This window comes from Paracoccus hibiscisoli (assembly GCF_005048265.1).
GTDB lineage: Bacteria > Pseudomonadota > Alphaproteobacteria > Rhodobacterales > Rhodobacteraceae > Paracoccus > Paracoccus hibiscisoli.
In genome coordinates this window covers 1-17,292 of record NZ_SUNH01000024.1, presented here as the reverse complement: position 1 = coordinate 17,292, position 17,292 = coordinate 1, and the positions used below count along the sequence as shown (strand labels likewise).

Genomic DNA, 17,292 nt, shown 5'->3' with positions numbered 1-17,292 from the left:
CGGCAGCCTGCCACAGCCATCGTCGCAGGAGCAAGCGCTTCGCGACCGGTCACAGCGGGCTGGGGGTCTGGCGCAATCCGCGCGGCGTCACCCGCGGTTCGGTCGTGCGGATCAGCGAACCGGCGCCGTGTTCGGTGAACAGCTCCAGCAGGCAGGCATTGGGCACCCGCCCGTCCAGGATCACGACGGCGCGGACACCGTCGTCAAGGGCCTTCAGCGCGGTCTCGGTCTTGGGGATCATGCCGCCGGCGATCTGGCCGTCGGCGATCATCGCGCGCACCTGGTCGGGATGCAGCTGCGTGACCACCTGGCCCGATGCGTCCTTGACCCCCGTCACATCGGTCAGCAGCAGCAGGCGGTCGGCCTTGAGCGCGCCCGCGATGGCGCCCGCCGCGGTATCGCCGTTGACGTTGAAGGTCTCGTTATCCTCCATGCCGGTGGCGACGGGGGCGATCACGGGGATCATGCCGGCGCCGTACAGATCGCGGATGATCTGGACGTTCATCTCGACCGGGCGACCGACAAAGCCCAGTTCGGGGTCGTCCGCCTCGCAGACCATCATGTCGTCATCCTTGCCGGAAATGCCGACCGCGCGCCCGCCCGCATCGTTGATAGCCTGGACGATGCGCTTGTTGACCAGGCCCGACAGCACCATCTCGACCACCTCGACGGTCTCCTTGGTGGTCACGCGCTTGCCGCGGACAAAGCGGCTCTCGATGCCGAGGCGGGCCAGCAGGTCGTTGATCATCGGGCCGCCGCCATGGCAGACGACCGGGTTCATGCCCACCTGCTTCATCAGCACGATGTCGCGGGCGAATTCGGCCATGGCCTCGTCGTCGCCCATGGCATTGCCGCCGAACTTGACCACCACGACAGAGCCGGAATAGCGCTGCAGATAGGGCAGGGCCTCGGACAAGGTGCGGGCGGTGGCGATCCAGTCACGATTCATGGTCTGTGTTCTCATCCTTGGGGGCCCCTGTCTGACGGGGCGGACCCTAGGACGCGGGGCGCGATCAGTCCAGCCCGGCGATGATCGCGCGCAGCGTGGCGATGCCGTGGCCCTTTTCCGAACTGGTCACGACCAGCTCGGGATAGGCGGCGGGATGCTTTTGCAGCGCCTCCTGGACCTGCTCCATCACGGGTTGCAGCGCGTTGGGGCCCAGCTTGTCGGTCTTGGTCATCACGACCTGGAACGGCACGGCGGACCGGTCCAGCAGGGTCATGATCTCGTGATCGACATCCTTCACGCCGTGGCGCGAATCGATCAGGCAAAAGGCCCGGCGCAGGGTCTGGCGCCCGGCCAGATAGGATTTCAGCAGCGCCTGCCATTTGGCGACCACGGCCACGGGGGCCTTGGCAAAGCCATAGCCGGGCAGGTCGACCAGGTAGCCGTGGGTGCCCAGGGCGAAATAGTTGATCTCTTGCGTGCGGCCCGGCGTGTTCGAGGCGCGGGCAAGGCTGTTACGCCCGGTCAGCGCGTTGATCAGGCTGGATTTCCCGACATTCGAGCGTCCGGCAAAGCAGACCTCGGGGCGGTCGGCGGGGGGCAGGCCGTCCATGTGGACGACCCCCTTCACGAAATCGACGGGGCCTGCGAACAGCAGGCGCGCGGCCTCAGCGGCGGCGGCTTCGGGTTCGGGGGCGGTGGGAAAGGCAACTTTCATGCGTGGACCTGATCCTGAAGGCGGATCGTGCCGCCGGTGACGACCTCGGCAAAGACGCCGAAATCGGTATGGCCATACAGGCCGGAAAGCGTGGCGACCATATCGCGGTCGCGCAGACCGGTGGCCGTGTCCGCGCTGGTGGCGTCACAGCGCCCGATAGGCTCGGCGACCCGCAGCGCGACCGCGCCGATGCGGATCGTCCGGCCGATCAGGTCGCGTTCCGCAAAGGGGGGCCAGCCTGCGACCCACAGGTTGCCGCGCCAACGATGCGTGCCAAGCGTGCCGCCCGTCCGCGTCTCCAGCTCGGCCAGGCTGGACAGGGACAGGACCGAGATCAGCGGCGATTTCTGGTCGGTCCAGACGCCCGCCCCGCGCACCAGACGCGTAGGTTGCGGGGCGTCGGCGGGCCAGAGCGGACGCAGCCAGTCGATCAGCCGCGCCCCGTCGCGGGCGGGGGCCAGCGTGATGCGGCTTTGGGCGGGGTGGTCAAGAACCAGCTGGTCGCCCTGCCAGCCGCCGGTGACGGCCTGCAGCGCAGGGGACGCAACCCCGCGCAGAAAGCAGGATTTGGGCAGCCAGCGGTCCGGCTGCCCCTCGGTCTGGCTGGCCAGGGCGTGACGCTCTCCGGCCTCGGTCAGGATGGCCCATTCCCGGTCGCCGGGCAGGCGCTGGCCTGCCTGCAGGGTGACCTGCTCCAGCCCCTCTCCGCCGACCGACTTGATCGGATGGCGGCGGATCAGGGCCAGATACGCGGTCACTTTCCGGCGCCTCTCTTGCCGGGCTTGTCGCCGGGGCGCTTGCGCACCGGGATCGAGGACTTGACGTTGCCCAACAGGTCGGGCCGCGCGCCGTGCATGGTCATGATCGTGTATTGCTGCAGGATCGTGATCACGTTGTTGGTGATCCAGTACAGGACCAGACCCGAAGCAAAGCCGCCCAGCATGAACATGAAGATCCACGGCATCCAGGCAAAGATCATCTTTTGCGCGGGATCGGTGGGCGCCGGGTTCAGCTTTTGCTGGAACCACATGCTGAGGCCAAGGGCGATGGCCAGCGCGGGCAGGGTCAGCGAATGCAGCAGCGTTCCCTGCGCCGGCACGCCGAAGGGCAGCAGGCCATAGAGGTTCAGCAGGCTGGACGGATCCGGGGCCGAAAGGTCCTGAATCCAGCCGAACCAGGGCGCGTGGCGCAGTTCGATCGTGACGAAGATCACCTTGTAGAGCGAGAAGAAGATCGGGATCTGCAAAAGGATCGGCAGGCAGCCCGCGGCGGGGTTCACCTTTTCGCGCTTGTAAAGCTCCATCACCTCTTTCTGGAACTTCATGCGGTCGTCGCCGGTGCGCGCCTTGATCTCCTCCATCTGCGGCTGCAGCTCCTTCATCTTGGCCATCGAGATGTAGGATTTGCGCGCCAGCGGGAAGACCAGCGTCTTGAGCACGAAGGTCAGCGCGATGATCGCCCAGCCCATGTTGCCGATGATGCCGTGCAGCCAATGCAGCAGCTGGAAGATCGGCTTGGTCAGGAAGAAGAACCAGCCCCAGTCGATCGAATCGACGAAGCGCTGGATGCCGGGGGTCTCCTCATAGCTGCGGATGACCTCCCAGACCTTGGCACCGGCGAACAGATAGCTGTCGGCGCTCAGCTGGGTGCCGGGCTGGACGGTCTGCATCGGAAAGCGCGCTTCGGTCTGATAGATGTCGGCGCCATCGGCGTATTTCACCACCGCGGTGAAGGCCTGGCCCGGCGCGGGCGCCAGCGAGGTCATCCAGTACTTGTCGGTGAACCCGATCCAGCCGTTGCCGCTGACCTCGAAGACCTGGGCGCGGCCCTCGCGTTCGATCGGGTCCAGTTCGGCGATGCGGTCGTATTTCATCTCGATCAGGGTGCCGTCATGCATGCCCACCACGCCCTCGTGCAGCACGAAGAAGTTCTGGGTGTCGGGACGGCCGTGGCGCGCGATGATGCCGTAGGGCGCGGCCGAGAAGGCGGCGTCGCCGTCGTTCTGCAGGCTCTGGCCGATGGTGAACAGATAGTTCTCGTCCAGCGCAAAGGTCCGGCGGAAGATCTGGCCCGCGCCATTGTCCCAAGCCAGCGTCACCGGCTGGCCAGGTGCCAGCGTGTCGCCCGATTCCAGCGTCCAGACGGTCGCGGGGTTGGGCACCAGCGCCGCGTCCACGCCCGGACCCGGGGTCCAGCCATAGACCGCGTAATAGGGGCGGGTCACGTTGATGTTCACGCTGTCATCGGCGGTCGCCGAAGAGGGTGACAGCAGACGCACGTCGGGCGACCCCTCGTCCAGGGTCTCCTGATAGCGGGTCAGCAGCAGGTCGTCGATGCGCCCCCCCGCCAGCGAGATCGAGCCCGACAGCGCCGGCGACTGGATCGCGACGCGGCCCACCGGCTCGCCCGCGGGCGGTGCCTCGGCCAGATCGGCGGGGGCGGTCGTGCCCGTCGCAGGGGTCAGCGGCTGGTCGCCGATGCTCTGTTCGGCCAGCGGAACGCCGGACGGTTGATCGGATACGGGTTCCGGGGCGAAGACCGTGTACCAGACCAGGATCACCAGAAACGACAGAACCGTCGCCAGGATCAGATTGCGGTTGTTGTCTTCCATTCCCTCACCACTGTCATCGCGTCAGTCGGGCCGGTTCAACAGAACGCACCCCGAAAGGTCAAGCGGATTTGCCGTTTGGCAAGCGAATGCAGGGAAAACGCCGCGCCCGGTCGCGGTTTTGCGCGGCCGGGCGGGCGTGGGCCGGGTCGGTCAGCGCCGCTTGGCCAATGTCGGCAGACGGGCCGCCGCATCGGCATGGCGCTTGAGGAAGTCCAGGCTGTCGCTCAGCGGCATCGGCTTGGCGATGGCATAGCCCTGAACCTCGTCGCAGCCCATCTGCGCCAGAAAGGCGTATTCCTCGCGCGTTTCGACCCCTTCGGCGAGCGCGGCGATGCCAAGCCGCTCGGCAAGGGCCAGGATCGCCAGGATCATCCGCTGCTGCGCCTCGTCGACGTCGCAGGCGGTGACAAAGCTTCGGTCAATCTTGATCCGGTTGATGCCGAACTGACGGATCGCGTCCAGGCTGGCATAGCCTGTGCCAAAGTCGTCCAGGTCGATCTGGCATCCGGCATTGGCCAGCTTGCGCAGGTTATCGCGCGTCTCGTTGGTGCTGGTGATCGGGCTGACACTTTCCAGAACTTCGACCACCAGGCGGCTGGGGGCGATCTCGTGGCGGTCCATTTCCCACAGCAGGCAATCGGCAAAGCCCCGGTCGGACAGTTCGCAGTTCGAGATGTTGATCGACACGGTCGGCACGTCGAACCCGGCCTGGTCCCAGGTCTTCAGTGCGGCCATGGATTGGGCCAGCATGAACAGCGTCAGCGTGTTGTGATCGGCTGCCGACATCTGCGGCATGAAGGCCCCGGGGGCCAGCACGCCGCGCGTGGGGTGGTTCCAGCGGGCCAAGGCCTCGAACCCGGTGATCTGGCCGGAATGGCAGCTGATCTGCGGCTGGAACCAGGCCTGCATCTGGGCTGCGGCCACGGCGTCGCTGACGGTGGCGATCAGGCCGGGGCGGGTCAGCGCCCGGTCATGCGGAAACAGCTGAAGCTGGCCTAGAAAGGCATCCTGCACCAGGTCCATCCGTTGGCGGGCATTCTCGACCAGATCGGGAATCGAGGGCAGGTCCGGGGCCTCGGCATGGATCAGCACGCCGGTCATTACCGGGGTGACATGCTGGCCCGCCAGAGGCACCGGGGCCTGTCCTTGCTGATGCAGGCGGCGCGCCACCTGCAGGGCATCCCGGTCGGTCCGGTCACGCAGCACAAAGGCGAACAGCCCCGGCGCCAGCACCTGCACCGGGTCATAGGGGCGCACCGCGCGACCGAGCGACATGGACAGCTGGACCAACAGATGCCCCATGGCGACCTTGTCGAGGATGGTTCCCAGGGTCTCGGTGTTCTCGACCCGCAGCAACAGCAGGCTGCGTGACAGATCCTGTCTCCGGTTCACGCCGCAGAGCAGGTTGCGCAGGGGCGAGAGCAGACGGCTCACATTGATTGACATACCGGACCTTTCACGGAATCACCGGTATCAGAATTAGATCAAATTGCTTGTCGTACCGTTAATGGAGGTCGTCCCGATCGCGCAGGATCGGGGGTTCCGTGCCCTGGTTCCCGGTCTCTGGCGGGAAAAGCGATGAAAAACCGAACAGTCCGGTGTCCAGCAGATGCGACGGGCGGACGTTCATCAGCGCCCGGAACATCACCTGCCGCCGTCCGGGGGTCCGCGCCTCCCATTCGTCCAGCAGGCGTTTGACCTGCACGCGCTGCAACCCCTCCTGGCTGCCGCAGAGGTCGCAGGGAATGATCGGATAGTTCATCGCCCGAGAGAATCGCTCGCAATCGGCCTCGGCCACATAGGCCAGCGGGCGCAGGACGGTCAGATCGCCCTCCTCGTTCAGCAGCTTGGGCGGCATGGTCGCAAGCCGGCCACCATGAAAGAGGTTCATGAAGAACGTCTCGAGGATGTCGTCGCGGTGATGGCCCAGCACGACGGCCGAACAGCCCTCCTCGCGGGCGATGCGATAGAGGTTGCCACGCCGCAGCCGCGAACACAGCGCGCAATAGGTGCGCCCGGCAGGGACCTTTTCCTTCACGATGGAATAGGTGTCCTGATATTCGATCCGGTGGGGCACGCCGCGCGCCTGCAGGAATTCGGGCAGCACGGTCGCCGGAAAGTTCGGCTGGCCCTGATCCAGATTGCAGGCCAGCAGATCGACCGGCAGCACGCCGCGCCATTTCAGCTCATGCAGGATCGCCAGCAGGGTATAGCTGTCCTTGCCGCCCGACAGGCAGACCAGCCAGCGGTCGCCGGACCGCACCATGCCGTAATCGTCGATCGCCGCGCGCGTCTCCCGGACCAGCCGCTTGCGCAGCTTGCGGAACTCGGTGCCCTGGGGGGCGCCGGAGAAAAGGGCGTGGATCTCGGTGTCGTCAGCGTCGTCCAGCATCGCGGGCCTCGTCATGGTCGGGGTCGGCGCCGGGCACCGGGTCATAGCCGTGGCCGCCCCAGGGGTGGCAGCGCCCGATGCGCCGCAGGGTCAGCAGGCTGCCCCGCCACGCCCCATGCCGCGCCAGCGCGTCCAGCGCATAGGCCGAGCAGGTCGGCTGGAACCGGCAGCCATGGCCGACCCAGGGCGACGCGATCAGCCGATAGCCGCGCACCGGCAGCGCGACAAGGCGCGCCAGCGGGCTCATGCGTGGATCTTGGTGATGGCGCGCGCGAAATCGTCCTGAAGGGCGGCGAAATCGCGCGCGATGGTGGCCTCGGGCCGGCCGATCAGGACGTAATCCCATCCGGCGATGCCGCGGCCGGGCAGGCCAAGCCGCGCGACCTCGCGCAGGCGACGCTTGGCGCGGTTGCGTGCGACCGCGTTGCCGACCTTCTTGGAGCAGGTGAATCCCACGCGGGCGGGCCCGTCATCGTCCCGCCGGCGCGCCTGCAGCAGAAATCCCGGCATGCCCTGACGGCGTGCACGGGCGGCGGCCAGGAAATCGGCACGCTTTTGCAGAACAGGCGGCATGCGAAATGCCGCCGTGCCGACATCCTGGGGCTGATCGTCAGCAGGATGGGGCAGAGGCGGCATGTCGAAAGCCTTCATGGGGCGGCCGTGACCGCCGGCAGGATCAGGGTTGATCAGGCCGACAGACGCTTGCGGCCCTTGGCGCGGCGGCGGTTCAGCACCAGACGGCCGCCTTTGGTGGCCATGCGGGCGCGGAAGCCGTGACGGCGCGCACGAACGAGGTTCGAAGGTTGGAAGGTGCGCTTCATGGTCAGTCTCCGGATCGGTTCTTGCGGGGCGGTCCGGGACGGGGCAGGTTGCAGTCATCTGCCCTGCGCCACGGCGCCGGTTGTTCGAAGCCCGCTGGATAGTGGACCGACAGGCCCGCGTCAACCGCTCAAACCCTTAAATTCGGGCATTCGGGCCAAGGGAACCCTGCCTTGATCACATTCGTTTGATGTGCAAACCCGCAATCGCTTGGCTGACAAGCGGTCGTCGCCCCACCATAACCCGGACACGATGCGATTGAACACGATCTCTGGCCGATTCGCCGCGTTGACGACCATGTTCGTCATCCTGGCAGAGCTGTTCATCCTGCTGCCGTCCTTGGCGGGGTTTCGGCTGGACTATCTGGAGAGCCGGCTGGAGCGGGCTCAGATCGCCAGCCTGGCGCTGCTGGCGACCGACGAATCGCTGGCCTCTGACCTGGAATCAGAGCTGTTGCAGAATGCGGGGGTGTTCAACGTGGTGCTGCGGCGCGACGACATCCGCCAGCTGGTCCTGTCCTCGCCGATCCCCGGCCCGATCGACGCGACCTATGACCTGCGATCGGAAGGCGTGCTGCAGACCATCGACGATTCTCTGGTGGCGCTGGCCGACGGGCGCAACCGGGTGATCCGGGTGATCGGCGCGCCGGTCAATCAGGCGGGCCAGCTGATCGAGATCACCATGGAGACGGCGCCCCTGCGCGAGGCGATGATCGACTATGGCCTGCGCCTGCTGTTGGTGTCGGCGGCGTTTTCGATCCTGACGGCGGTGCTGCTGTTCCTGGCGGCGCAGCGGCTGATCCTGGTGCCGATTCGCCGGGTGATCAGCCACATGACCGCCTATGCCAGCGCCCCCGAGGATGCGCGCCACATCATCATCCCCGATGCCCGCCTGGCCGAATTGCGCGACGCCGAAACGGCCCTGCAATCCATGCAGCGCACTGTCACGTCGTCCCTGAAGCAGAAGGAGCGGATGGCCCAGTTGGGGCAGGCGGTGGCCAAGATCAGCCACGATCTGCGCAATATCCTGACCACCGCGCAGATCTTTGCCGACCGGCTGGAGGACAGCGCTGACCCCAAGGTACGCCGCGCCGCCCCCAAGCTGGTGAATTCGATCACCCGCGCGGTCAACCTGTGCGAGACGACGCTGGCCTTCGGCAAGGCCGAGGAACCCGCGCCCACGCTGTCGCGCTTCAACCTGGCGCAGCTGGCCGCCGAGGTCATCGAGGCCGAGAGCCTGGCCGGAGAGGCCGCGGGCCAGGTCGAGTTCCTGACCGACATCCCGCCCAGCCTGGTGATTCGCGCCGACCGCGATCAGCTGTATCGCGTGCTGGCCAACCTGGCGCGCAACGCCCGTCAGGCCATCGAGGGCACCCGCCAGCCGGGCACCGTCGAGATCGGCGCCGGCGAATCCGAGACCGACTGGTGGATCAAGGTCTGCGACTCTGGCCCCGGCCTGCCCGATCGTGCGCGCGAATACCTGTTCAAGCCCTTCACCGGCAGCACGCGCCGCGGCGGCACGGGCCTGGGCCTGACCATCGCCGCCGATCTGGTGCGTGGCCATGGCGGTCGTCTGGATCTGCTGCGCAGCGACGCCGAGGGCAGCCAGTTCTGCATCCACATCCCCCGGGGCATGGCCGATCTGGCCCTGCGGACGGGTGCGGCACTTGCCTGAACGGCACGCCCCTGTGCCGGGCAAAAAAGGTTTCGGTTTTTTGTGTTTTCGGTCTTGCATCCCCCCGACGTGCCCGGTAATTCCACCCTCATGTTGCACCCGTAGCTCAGCTGGATAGAGCACCAGACTACGAATCTGGGGGCCGGGCGTTCGAATCGCTCCGGGTGCACCATTTCCCATTTTGTGGACACCAAGCAAAATTGCCGTTTGCGTCACGGCTTTGCCTTTTTGGTGATCCCACATCTCCGCCCGCTCCTTCCTGTTCCGCCAGTGGCGAAGCCATCGCTGCTTTTCACTTTGGATGACCTCATGTCATCCGAAGGGCAAAGCAGGGTGGGCGCAGCCCGACCTGCGGCCGGACGGTGATCTGACACACGGGGCCGGAGCGGTGAAATTGGGAGGGACCCGCGCGCCCCGCGCGTGGGAGGAACCGGATTTCCCCGTGGAGGCTAACGCGCAGCGGCACCAGCGCCCGTGTTCGGATCGCCGGCCGGATGGCAGGCGGAAAAAAAATGAAAGATCGTCAGCGGTGCCAGAGCGAAGCGGAGGCGCGGCTGTCCGTTGGATCGACGATCGCGGTGCACGCGATCACCATATCTCTGAAAAAGCAGCCTCTCGGGGGCCTGATCGCATCGACGCGAAGATCCCAAGATCCCGGCTCAACGTCGCGAGCGAAGCTTGCGATCGTTGTATTGCAGCTCTGACGGCGTGCGTGGTCGTGGCGCTTCCGTGACGAACCTGGCCCATAATGCTTCCTTCCATTCCTGAGAAAGGATCGCACCATCAAACCGTGGGATCAAACAAGCAAAAAAGGGGGGCGCGCTCGCCAGATCGGTCGAACGAAAGGCGGCATGAATACAAAACTGCACGCCGTGACCGATGCGAAAGGCAGACCTATCCGGTTCTTCATGTCGGCAGGACAGGTCAGTGATTATACCGGCGCGGCGGCGCTTCTGGACAGCCTCCCACAGGACGACTGGCAACTGGCGGACCGAGGCTATGATGCTGACTGGCTGCGTAAAGCGTTGCAGGCCAGTGGCATAAAAGCCTGCATCCCAGGCCGGAAGTCCCGCAAGAAGGCCGTGAAGTACGACAAGCGGCGCTACAAACGGCGTAGCCGCATCGAGATCATGTTCGGCTGAAGGATTGGCGCCGGGTCGCGATTCGCTACGACAGGTGCCCTGAAACCTACCTTTCCGCCATCGCATTGGCTGCGACCGTCCTCTTCTGGCTATGATCAAGAACAAGTCCTGTCTCTAACTTCAGCATTGATGTAACGGCGCGACGCGCCTGTGGTACGCTTCGCCATAGGACGGTTGCGCAGCAAGGCTTACTGCCGGACACGAGGGGGCCGGGCCCTGCGGGGCGAGGCCCCAATTTCACTCCGCAGGTGGCGGCTCGATCGGATCGAAGGCACCGACCGAGATGCCCAGCAACAGCCAGCGCCGGCCCTCCTGTCCGAAGACCAGATCGAAACTGACATGGCGCGGTTGCAGCGGCACATAGCCGGTCAGGCGCAGCTCCTGCCCCGACGGGCTCAGGTCGCCCTGCAGGATTACCGGGTCGACGACCATGGCCTGCAGCAGGTCCAGCCGTTCCGTCCGCAGGGTGGTGAACAGCCCGGCCAGCCGCGTGGGATCATTGGCAAGGGCAAAATCGGGGGCGGCATGGTCGCGCAGCACGGTGTAATTGCCGGTGCAGTTGCCGTGATTGACCGCCGCCAGCACGTCGCGGATCAGGGCCGTGGCATAGCTGGGTTCGATCAGCGGGACGGTGTCGGGTTCGGTCACGGGTGTCGACGCTTCCTGCGCCTGAGCGCCGGCCCCGATCAGGGCCAGCGACAGGACAAGGACCCGGGACAGGGCGCGCGGCCCCGTCTCGGACAGGGGTGTGGCGCAGATCACCACGCGTAGGTCACGCCGATGCGGCCGCCGACCTGGTTGCGGTCGACGCCATAGGTGATGCCCGCATCGAACTGGGTATTGGCATCGAAGCGATAGCCCATCGAGGCGGCCAGCGCGGTCGATCCGTCGAAGCTGCCCAGGCTCGTCGAGACTGCGTAGGTCTTGTCCTCGGGGACATAGGGGGTGTTCAGCGCCATCGCCATGGCGATGCCCTCGCGGTTGTCCGCGACCTGGCTGCCAAGCGAGCGGACCCGCCCGTCCAGTGAGGACATGGTCGCGCCGATCGAGCGGTCGACGGCGAGGTTGCCCGCCGCATCCGATGTCACCACGCCGACCGGCACGCCTTGCGCGGCGCGGCTGGCATCCGAGGCAATGCCCGCGGCGCGATAGGTGTTCGCGCCATTGCCCAGCACGAACTCGTTCGCGCGCGTCGCCGTCGCCCCGTCACCGATAGCGACCGAGTTGTCGGCGCTGGCAACCGCCTCGTTGCCGATGGCGATGGCGCCCGACCCCATAGCCATCGCGGCCTCGCCGACCGCGGTCGAGCGCACGCCGGTCGCAGTGGCCAGATGGCCGAAGGCCTGCGCGCGTTCCGCCGTGGCGCGGGACTGCCAGCCGATGGCCGTGGCGCCCGCCCCCTGGGCGATGCTTTCGCCGCCAAGCGCCGTGGTCGAGGTGCCGTCCGCGATCGCCGTGTCGCCGAGCGCCAGCGCGTCGATGCCGTTGGCGATGCTCTCATTGCCGATGGCGGTCGAGAAGTCGCTTTGCGCATCGGCATTCTCGCCGACCGCTAGCGAGCGGACGCCCTGTGCGGTGGCCAGGTGGCCGATGGCCTGCGCGCGTTCGGCGGTGGCCATGGACTGCCAGCCGATCGCGCTGGCGCCGGCGCCCATCGCCACCGATTCGCCGCCAAGCGCGGTGGTCGAGGTGCCATCCGCGATCGCCGTGTCGCCCACGGCCAAGGCATCGATGCCGTTGGCGATGCTCTCGTTCCCGATGGCGGTTGAGAGGTCGCTTCGCGCATCGGCATTCTCACCGATGGCCATCGAGCGGATGCCCTGCGCGGTGGCCAGATGACCGAAGGCCTGTGCGCGTTCGGCGGTGGCCTCTGCCTGCCAGCCGATGGCGCTGGCGCCCGGGCCGGTGGCAATGGATTCGCCGCCCACGGCGGTGGTCGAGGGGCCGGTGGCCGCAGCCGTGTCGCCGATGGCCAGCGCGTCAATGCCGTTTGCGACGGATTCATTGCCGATGGCGGTCGAGAAATCGCTGACCGCATCCGCATTCTCGCCCACGGCCAGCGAGCGTTCGCCCTGTGCGGTGGCCAGATGGCCGATGGCCTGCGCGCGCTCGGCGGTGGCTTGGGCCTGCCAGCCTATGGCGCTTGCGCCCGGGCCGGTCGCCACCGTCTCGCCGCCGATGGCGGTGGTCGAGGGTCCGGTCACGATCGCCTCGGAGCCGATGGCCACACCGTCGATGGCGGTCGCGTCGGTGGTGGAGCCATCGCCCACGGCCACCGAGAAATCGCCGTCGGCGGTGGTGTTCACGCCGCATTCGGTCGAGTTCACGCCGGCGCCGACATTGCAGGGGGCGGTCGCGTCGGCGCGGGCCAGCGCGGTCGTCGACAGCAGGGCGGCAAAGGCTGCGCCGGACACCAGGGTGGCGCGGGACAGCGGGCGGGTGCTGCGGGTCATGGGGTTCTCCTCATCCATTGGACAGGGGCCTTTTGCAGGCCTCCTGTTCCGGGGACTCGCGCGGCGGGCGAATGGATGCAGGATCATGTGATTTTTTTCCCGCCGGGCCGGGGGGCGGAGGCCAAGGCAGCGTCAGGCGGGTTGCCATGGGCGCAACTCGGCGCGCATCCAGGTGCCGCGGGCGGCGTTGACGATGCGACCAACCGTACGCGTCACCTTCAGTGCAAATGGCAAACGCTTCCACTACGATAGCCACGACCAGCTCCGGACGCACCTCGCGGACTTCATGGCAGCCTACAACTTCGCGCGCCGGCTCAAGACCCTCGCCAGCCACGATCCTCGGACCGATGGCGGACCATAGCTGGCCCTCACGCCCTACGAATGCATCTGCAAGATCTGGACATCTGAGCCGGACAGATTCATCCTAAACCCGATCCACCAGATGCCGGGACTGAACACCTAAGGGCGCGTCAGGTCGATCTACGGTCGACTGACACATCCTAAATATGGACTGTGGGTGATAGGCAGCAACCAGGCAGGAGGTTGGCGGTCGGTTAGGGGTTTGGAGACGCAAAGTGACGTTTCTCGAAGTCGCAGTCCCTTTAGGCTTCGCGCTGGTGGTCCTAAGTGCGGCGCTAGCGAAAATCGTTGCTCCCGTCAAAGTCCGGTGTCCGGGTTATAGCTCAACATATCGTCGTAGTCGTCGGGGTCGATCCAGATCTCCTCCTCGGCCGGTGCAGAGGGCTTTTCCCGAGTGCCGGTGGCGTAAAGCAGCAGCGACGGGTCGGTTGGCTCAGGTTCTGAATAGTCATTTGTGACCGCCAATGCTTCACCAATTCCTGTTTCTGACGAGAACAGCGATCCGCTCCCGCCGGCGGCGGCGGCGCTGGTCGAAATGAGGGTTATGGCGATGGCAGCACTAAGATAGGCGTGCGCCAGCTGGGAAGGCAGCATATGCATGATCGGTTCTTGCTATCATCAAGCAGTTGACGCTTTGTGAAGATCGGACCTGCTACTAGTAGAGTGACCATCCGATCCGCTGGCGTCAGGCCGGGCAGTCGATTAGCGTCAGCGCCCCATTGCATAAGGGCCGCTGCAGCCCACGCGCCAGAGTGCCCTCCAGCCACGCTACCACTCGTCCAAGGCCTTGGTTCCCGAAGCCGTATTTCTCGGCCTGCATAATCACCACCCAGATCCGCAAGATCGGTTTATGGAACACTGAGTATGGCTGACCGGGATCGTGGCTGCTATGCGGGACAAATCGGCCTTTAGCTGCAAGTGCAGTCTCGTCGTCTATGCATATTCTGAGCTTAGCGTAACCTGTTGCCATAATATGGACAAAGCAGGGTGGGCGCAGCCCCACCTGCGGCCGGACGGTGATCTGACACACGGGACCGGAGCGGTGAAATTGCAAGTGACCCGCGCACTTTCGCCTGGAGGGAACCGGATTTCTCGGTGGAGGCTGACGCGCAGCAGCCCAATGCCTGTGTTCATATCGCCGCCGGATGGCAGGCGGACCAATGAAATGAAAAGTCGGCCGCGGTGCCAAAGCGACGCGTAAGCGCGGATGTTCACTGGAGCAGCGATTGCGGTGGCTGCGATCGCCATATCTATAGAAGAGCCGCCTTTCGACCGTGGGGCAGCATCGAGGCTAACAGGTCATGAAAGCAAGCGTGCCGTTGCCACCGGCGCCAATGTGCAACACTCCCCTCAGGCAAATTTTTCAGGATGCCGTCGAGGAAATTTGGTACAGTAGGGTCTCGCGTGTATCCCGAGGTAGACCCGCGAATGCGACGTTGTGATAACATTAACGGTAATCTGGAGCGTACAATGGGAAAGCATTTTACAACGGGCGTGGCGTTTCTGGCCCTCTCTGCAACTTCGGTATTTGCCAATGACTGGTCCGGTTTCTACGCCGGTGCGGGTGTGGGAAAGATCGAGGTGGATACAAGCGTCGCTGGCGTCAAAGAAAGCGACACGTCATACGGTATTCACGCCGGATACAGATATGATGCGGGTCAATGGGTTACTGGCGGCGAATTTGAGCATGACTGGACGGACGTGGAGCTTGTTCCCGGAGCCATCTCCGCCGATCGGGTGATGCGTTTCAAGGCGACCGCTGGCTATGAATTCGGGCAGACCTTGGTTTATGTCGCCGCAGGTGCGGCGAAGGTAAACGTAGACGGTCTTGGTGATGATTGGGGCAGTTTCTACGGGCTTGGCGCGGCTTATGCCGTCAGCGCTCGGGCCAATGTCAGCCTTGAACTGCTTGAGCATAATTTCTCCGATATCGGAGACTCGGGCATTGATGCTGACGCATGGAGCGGCAACCTGAGAGCCTCCTGGAAGTTCTAAGATCCGTCCAACGACTTAAAATAAGCTCGTGACCTCATATGGGCCACGAGCAACTTTCGCAGAGCTTCGATCTCAAGGAATTTCGCAGGCAAGTGCGGCCAGGGTCGGCCTGCACTTCCGCTTGAGACATGCGGCAACTCCCGCGCATCTACTGCGCCATGATCGTGCTCATCACTGTGGTCTGGATTTGCGCTGCGATCGGCACTCCATCCCGCGCAGCGTCACGCATAAAGGAGAGTGCCGCGCGGCGATCGTATTGCTCTGTCAGCGCCGCGGCAAAAGGATCGGCTAGCGGCGTTTGAGCGTGGGCGAAATAGAAGTCGTTCGCCGCAAGCGCTTCTGTTTCACGGAAGCACGGCAGGAAATCCTCGGGGGCCTGCGCTGTGGCAAGGCACGCCTCGCTGCGGTTAGCGGCGACCTTTCGGATCATCTGGTCCGTGACCTGGCTTTCCATGGTCTCGGTCTCGCGCGTTCCGAGCAATTCGGCATAAAGATCGGAGGTGCATTCCGACGACAGTTCGGCGCCCTCGACACTGGCAAGCAGATCATCCGAAATCGCCTTAGTTTGGGCATATCGGACGTTGCCGTCGATCAAGCCCTCCTCTTCCAGCGCCATGATGTCAGCGTAGTCGGGCATGTAGCTGACATACAGATCCAGCGGCGCGCAATTGCCGCCCGACACCGGTACGTCAGCAACACGCCCTGCCTGCGGGGTATAGGTCTTGCTTGCCTGCTGCCCATCTGCCTCAACATCAACGCGGCGCATGGTGCCATCGGCGAGCAGTGATGAGGTATAGGACACGGAATACTGCCCGCCAAGCTGCGTCCCGATGCTCTCGAAGACAGCGTCAAGGTCGCTTGCCGCGTCCGCGGTCAGAAAACGGCCCCCGGTCTCGTCGGCAATGCGGGTCAGCCCCTCGACGTCAAGGTCTTCACCGAGTCCGACCACGAAGATCGGCACGTTCACCGATGCGGCCTTCTGCAGCACGGTGTCCACCGTCGCCTCAGAGAGCGGGCTGCCAGCCCCGTCGTCGTCCAAGCCGTCGCTCAGAAGAACAACAGCCTTGCGTCCCTGCACCGTGCCGACGAGGTCGACGGACTGCGCCAGTGCGTCATAAAGTGCGGTATCGCCGCGCGCGGTGAGGCCGTCGATGGCTGTGACTACCGTCTGACGATCCTCTGTCATGTCGGTGACCTCGATCACGTCACGTGCAAAGCTGAGCACAAGAGTGCGATCGTCTACCGAAAGCGTATCAAGAAAAGCATTCGCTGCGGATTTTGCGTCATCCATTGCCGTCGCCATGGACCCGGAAACATCCATGGCAAACACAATGGACAATGGTGGCAACTGTGGGTCCACCGTCAAAGGTGACTGATCGACCTCATCTTCGCGCACACGAAAATCGGCGGCGTTTAACCCAGAAATCGGTGATCCCCCGGACAGGACTGTCACGAACACCCGCACGTCAGGGTAGGCATCAACATTCACCTCGTTCAGAACGACCTCGGCTGCCCCTTCAGGTGCTACCGCGTCGACGCGCTGCTCGACGTCTTGCGCTGGCGCCTGACCAGCCAAGCATATTGCGACACAAAAGCTAGTCGGAAAGAACCATCCACGCGGCATCTGGTGCATCCTTCAGTTAACGCCTTCAAGCCAGCATTGGCAGTTATACGGCTATGCCAGTTTATGGTTTGGCTCAGACACCCGGGTCCAGTTAAATATGAGGCAGACAGCGGACGTTCGCCGCATTTTGGACCAAGGCAGTTCGGGCTGACGCTGGTCATTCGCTGCACTTGGCGTGAACAGCAGCTCTGGGCCGTCAGCTCATGCTGCGCCTGCACTCGTTGCAAACCAAACGAAGGGCGGCAATGGGCTCTTCAGGTAGCTGTCGCCGCAGCTCGGTGGCGTCAGCTCTGCGGGAGGAGCAGACATTGATGGGCGTGATTAAAGCGTCAGGACCAGAAGCAAAATGCTGGTGCAGATGAAGGCCATGCCTGCAACCTCTCTTCCCGTAAGCCGCTCGTGGAATACAAAGAATGAGATCACCATTGTGAGGCGTTGTTGCAGAAAGGCGGCCTGATGCGTGACTGCCCCTTCCCCCTTCATCGTCAGGCCACGCGGACGATCTCGGCGGTGCCGAGGGCGTTGAAGCGGTTCATGAGCGCGACGCGGATATGGATT

Annotated in this window: 15 protein-coding genes, 1 tRNA gene and 4 pseudogenes; 5 read left to right on the top strand and 15 right to left on the bottom strand. The window is 64.7% G+C overall.

Features of this window, described 5'->3' with window-relative positions:
• Positions 1–49: 49 nt before the first annotated feature.
• From argB to rpmH, 9 genes are all read right to left on the bottom strand, one after another.
• The gene (gene argB, locus FA740_RS15485) at positions 50–949 is read right to left on the bottom strand and encodes an acetylglutamate kinase (protein ID WP_136857739.1); all 900 of its coding nucleotides are present in this window, start codon (positions 947–949) and stop codon (positions 50–52) included.
• Positions 950–1,013: 64 nt separating this feature from the next.
• Positions 1,014–1,664 carry a ribosome biogenesis GTP-binding protein YihA/YsxC gene (yihA, locus tag FA740_RS15480; RefSeq protein ID WP_136857737.1) on the bottom strand — a complete coding sequence of 217 codons (651 nt, stop codon included), beginning with the start codon at positions 1,662–1,664 and terminating at the stop codon, positions 1,014–1,016.
• A complete protein-coding gene (locus FA740_RS15475; RefSeq protein ID WP_136857735.1) occupies positions 1,661–2,422 on the bottom strand; it encodes an MOSC domain-containing protein in 762 nt (253 codons plus the stop codon). The genes yihA and FA740_RS15475 overlap by 4 nt, the downstream gene beginning before the upstream one ends.
• Complete coding sequence (yidC, locus tag FA740_RS15470; RefSeq protein WP_136857733.1) at positions 2,419–4,275, bottom strand: membrane protein insertase YidC; 1,857 nt, start codon at positions 4,273–4,275, stop codon at positions 2,419–2,421. Before yidC ends, FA740_RS15475 begins: the two co-directional genes overlap by 4 nt.
• A 150-nt stretch (positions 4,276–4,425) precedes the next feature.
• Positions 4,426–5,709 (bottom strand): EAL domain-containing protein, encoded by a 1,284-nt coding sequence (locus FA740_RS15465; RefSeq protein WP_169306328.1) that lies wholly within the window; start codon positions 5,707–5,709, stop codon positions 4,426–4,428.
• A gap of 70 nt (positions 5,710–5,779) precedes the next feature.
• Complete coding sequence (gene ttcA, locus FA740_RS15460) at positions 5,780–6,667, bottom strand: tRNA 2-thiocytidine(32) synthetase TtcA (RefSeq protein WP_136857729.1); 888 nt, start codon at positions 6,665–6,667, stop codon at positions 5,780–5,782.
• Complete coding sequence (gene yidD / locus FA740_RS15455) at positions 6,651–6,914, bottom strand: membrane protein insertion efficiency factor YidD (protein WP_136857728.1); 264 nt, start codon at positions 6,912–6,914, stop codon at positions 6,651–6,653. The genes ttcA and yidD overlap by 17 nt, the downstream gene beginning before the upstream one ends.
• Positions 6,911–7,354, bottom strand: a complete 444-nt coding sequence (gene rnpA / locus FA740_RS15450; RefSeq protein ID WP_420873153.1) for a ribonuclease P protein component — start codon at positions 7,352–7,354, stop codon at positions 6,911–6,913. The genes yidD and rnpA overlap by 4 nt, the downstream gene beginning before the upstream one ends.
• Entirely contained in the window at positions 7,354–7,488 is a 135-nt protein-coding gene (rpmH, locus tag FA740_RS15445; RefSeq protein WP_042247969.1) for a 50S ribosomal protein L34, read from the bottom strand. The genes rnpA and rpmH overlap by 1 nt, the downstream gene beginning before the upstream one ends.
• Before the next feature lie 250 nt (positions 7,489–7,738).
• Here rpmH and FA740_RS15440 point away from each other — a divergent pair, with 250 nt between their 5' ends.
• Positions 7,739–9,160: a sensor histidine kinase gene (locus FA740_RS15440; RefSeq protein WP_136857725.1), complete on the top strand. Its 1,422-nt coding sequence runs from the start codon at positions 7,739–7,741 to the stop codon at positions 9,158–9,160.
• Positions 9,161–9,255: 95 nt separating this feature from the next.
• Positions 9,256–9,332: transfer RNA gene (locus FA740_RS15435), tRNA-Arg, on the top strand.
• A 470-nt stretch (positions 9,333–9,802) separates the two neighbouring features.
• Here the strand turns inward: FA740_RS15435 and FA740_RS20135 are convergent.
• Positions 9,803–9,907 (bottom strand): annotated as a pseudogene (locus FA740_RS20135) (IS481 family transposase); the annotation flags it as partial.
• Between the two features lie 59 nt (positions 9,908–9,966).
• On the opposite strand from FA740_RS20135, the pseudogene FA740_RS15425 reads away from it, so the two are divergent.
• Positions 9,967–10,397, top strand: a pseudogene (locus FA740_RS15425) (IS5 family transposase); the annotation flags it as partial.
• A gap of 142 nt (positions 10,398–10,539) precedes the next feature.
• Here FA740_RS15425 and FA740_RS15420 read toward each other — a convergent pair.
• Entirely contained in the window at positions 10,540–11,064 is a 525-nt protein-coding gene (locus FA740_RS15420) for a hypothetical protein (protein ID WP_136857723.1), read from the bottom strand.
• Positions 11,061–12,755: a YadA-like family protein gene (locus FA740_RS15415; RefSeq protein WP_136857721.1), complete on the bottom strand. Its 1,695-nt coding sequence runs from the start codon at positions 12,753–12,755 to the stop codon at positions 11,061–11,063. Before FA740_RS15415 ends, FA740_RS15420 begins: the two co-directional genes overlap by 4 nt.
• A 208-nt stretch (positions 12,756–12,963) precedes the next feature.
• On the opposite strand from FA740_RS15415, the pseudogene FA740_RS15410 reads away from it, so the two are divergent.
• A pseudogene (locus FA740_RS15410) lies at positions 12,964–13,218 on the top strand (hypothetical protein); the annotation flags it as partial.
• A 194-nt stretch (positions 13,219–13,412) separates the two neighbouring features.
• Here the strand turns inward: FA740_RS15410 and FA740_RS15405 are convergent.
• Entirely contained in the window at positions 13,413–13,715 is a 303-nt protein-coding gene (locus FA740_RS15405; RefSeq protein ID WP_136857719.1) for a hypothetical protein, read from the bottom strand.
• 870 nt (positions 13,716–14,585) lie between these two features.
• Here FA740_RS15405 and FA740_RS15400 point away from each other — a divergent pair.
• A complete protein-coding gene (locus tag FA740_RS15400) occupies positions 14,586–15,110 on the top strand; it encodes an outer membrane beta-barrel protein (RefSeq protein WP_169306327.1) in 525 nt (174 codons plus the stop codon).
• 148 nt (positions 15,111–15,258) lie between these two features.
• On the opposite strand, the gene FA740_RS15395 is transcribed toward FA740_RS15400, so the two are convergent.
• Both FA740_RS15395 and FA740_RS19910 read right to left on the bottom strand, forming a co-directional pair.
• Entirely contained in the window at positions 15,259–16,734 is a 1,476-nt protein-coding gene (locus tag FA740_RS15395) for a vWA domain-containing protein (protein ID WP_169306326.1), read from the bottom strand.
• A gap of 321 nt (positions 16,735–17,055) precedes the next feature.
• Positions 17,056–17,292 (bottom strand): annotated as a pseudogene (locus FA740_RS19910) (hypothetical protein); the annotation flags it as partial.

Coding starts and splice junctions, on each gene's coding strand:
- FA740_RS15400 (WP_169306327.1), top strand. CDS start 14,586: ATGGGAAAGCATTTTACAACGGGCGTGGCGTTTCTGGCCCTCTCTGCA.
- FA740_RS15440 (WP_136857725.1), top strand. CDS start 7,739: ATGCGATTGAACACGATCTCTGGCCGATTCGCCGCGTTGACGACCATG.
- FA740_RS15405 (WP_136857719.1), bottom strand. CDS start 13,715: ATGCATATGCTGCCTTCCCAGCTGGCGCACGCCTATCTTAGTGCTGCC.
- FA740_RS15415 (WP_136857721.1), bottom strand. CDS start 12,755: ATGACCCGCAGCACCCGCCCGCTGTCCCGCGCCACCCTGGTGTCCGGC.
- yidD (WP_136857728.1), bottom strand. CDS start 6,914: ATGAGCCCGCTGGCGCGCCTTGTCGCGCTGCCGGTGCGCGGCTATCGG.
- yidC (WP_136857733.1), bottom strand. CDS start 4,275: ATGGAAGACAACAACCGCAATCTGATCCTGGCGACGGTTCTGTCGTTT.
- argB (WP_136857739.1), bottom strand. CDS start 949: ATGAATCGTGACTGGATCGCCACCGCCCGCACCTTGTCCGAGGCCCTG.
- ttcA (WP_136857729.1), bottom strand. CDS start 6,667: ATGCTGGACGACGCTGACGACACCGAGATCCACGCCCTTTTCTCCGGC.
- yihA (WP_136857737.1), bottom strand. CDS start 1,664: ATGAAAGTTGCCTTTCCCACCGCCCCCGAACCCGAAGCCGCCGCCGCT.
- FA740_RS15395 (WP_169306326.1), bottom strand. CDS start 16,734: ATGCCGCGTGGATGGTTCTTTCCGACTAGCTTTTGTGTCGCAATATGC.
- rpmH (WP_042247969.1), bottom strand. CDS start 7,488: ATGAAGCGCACCTTCCAACCTTCGAACCTCGTTCGTGCGCGCCGTCAC.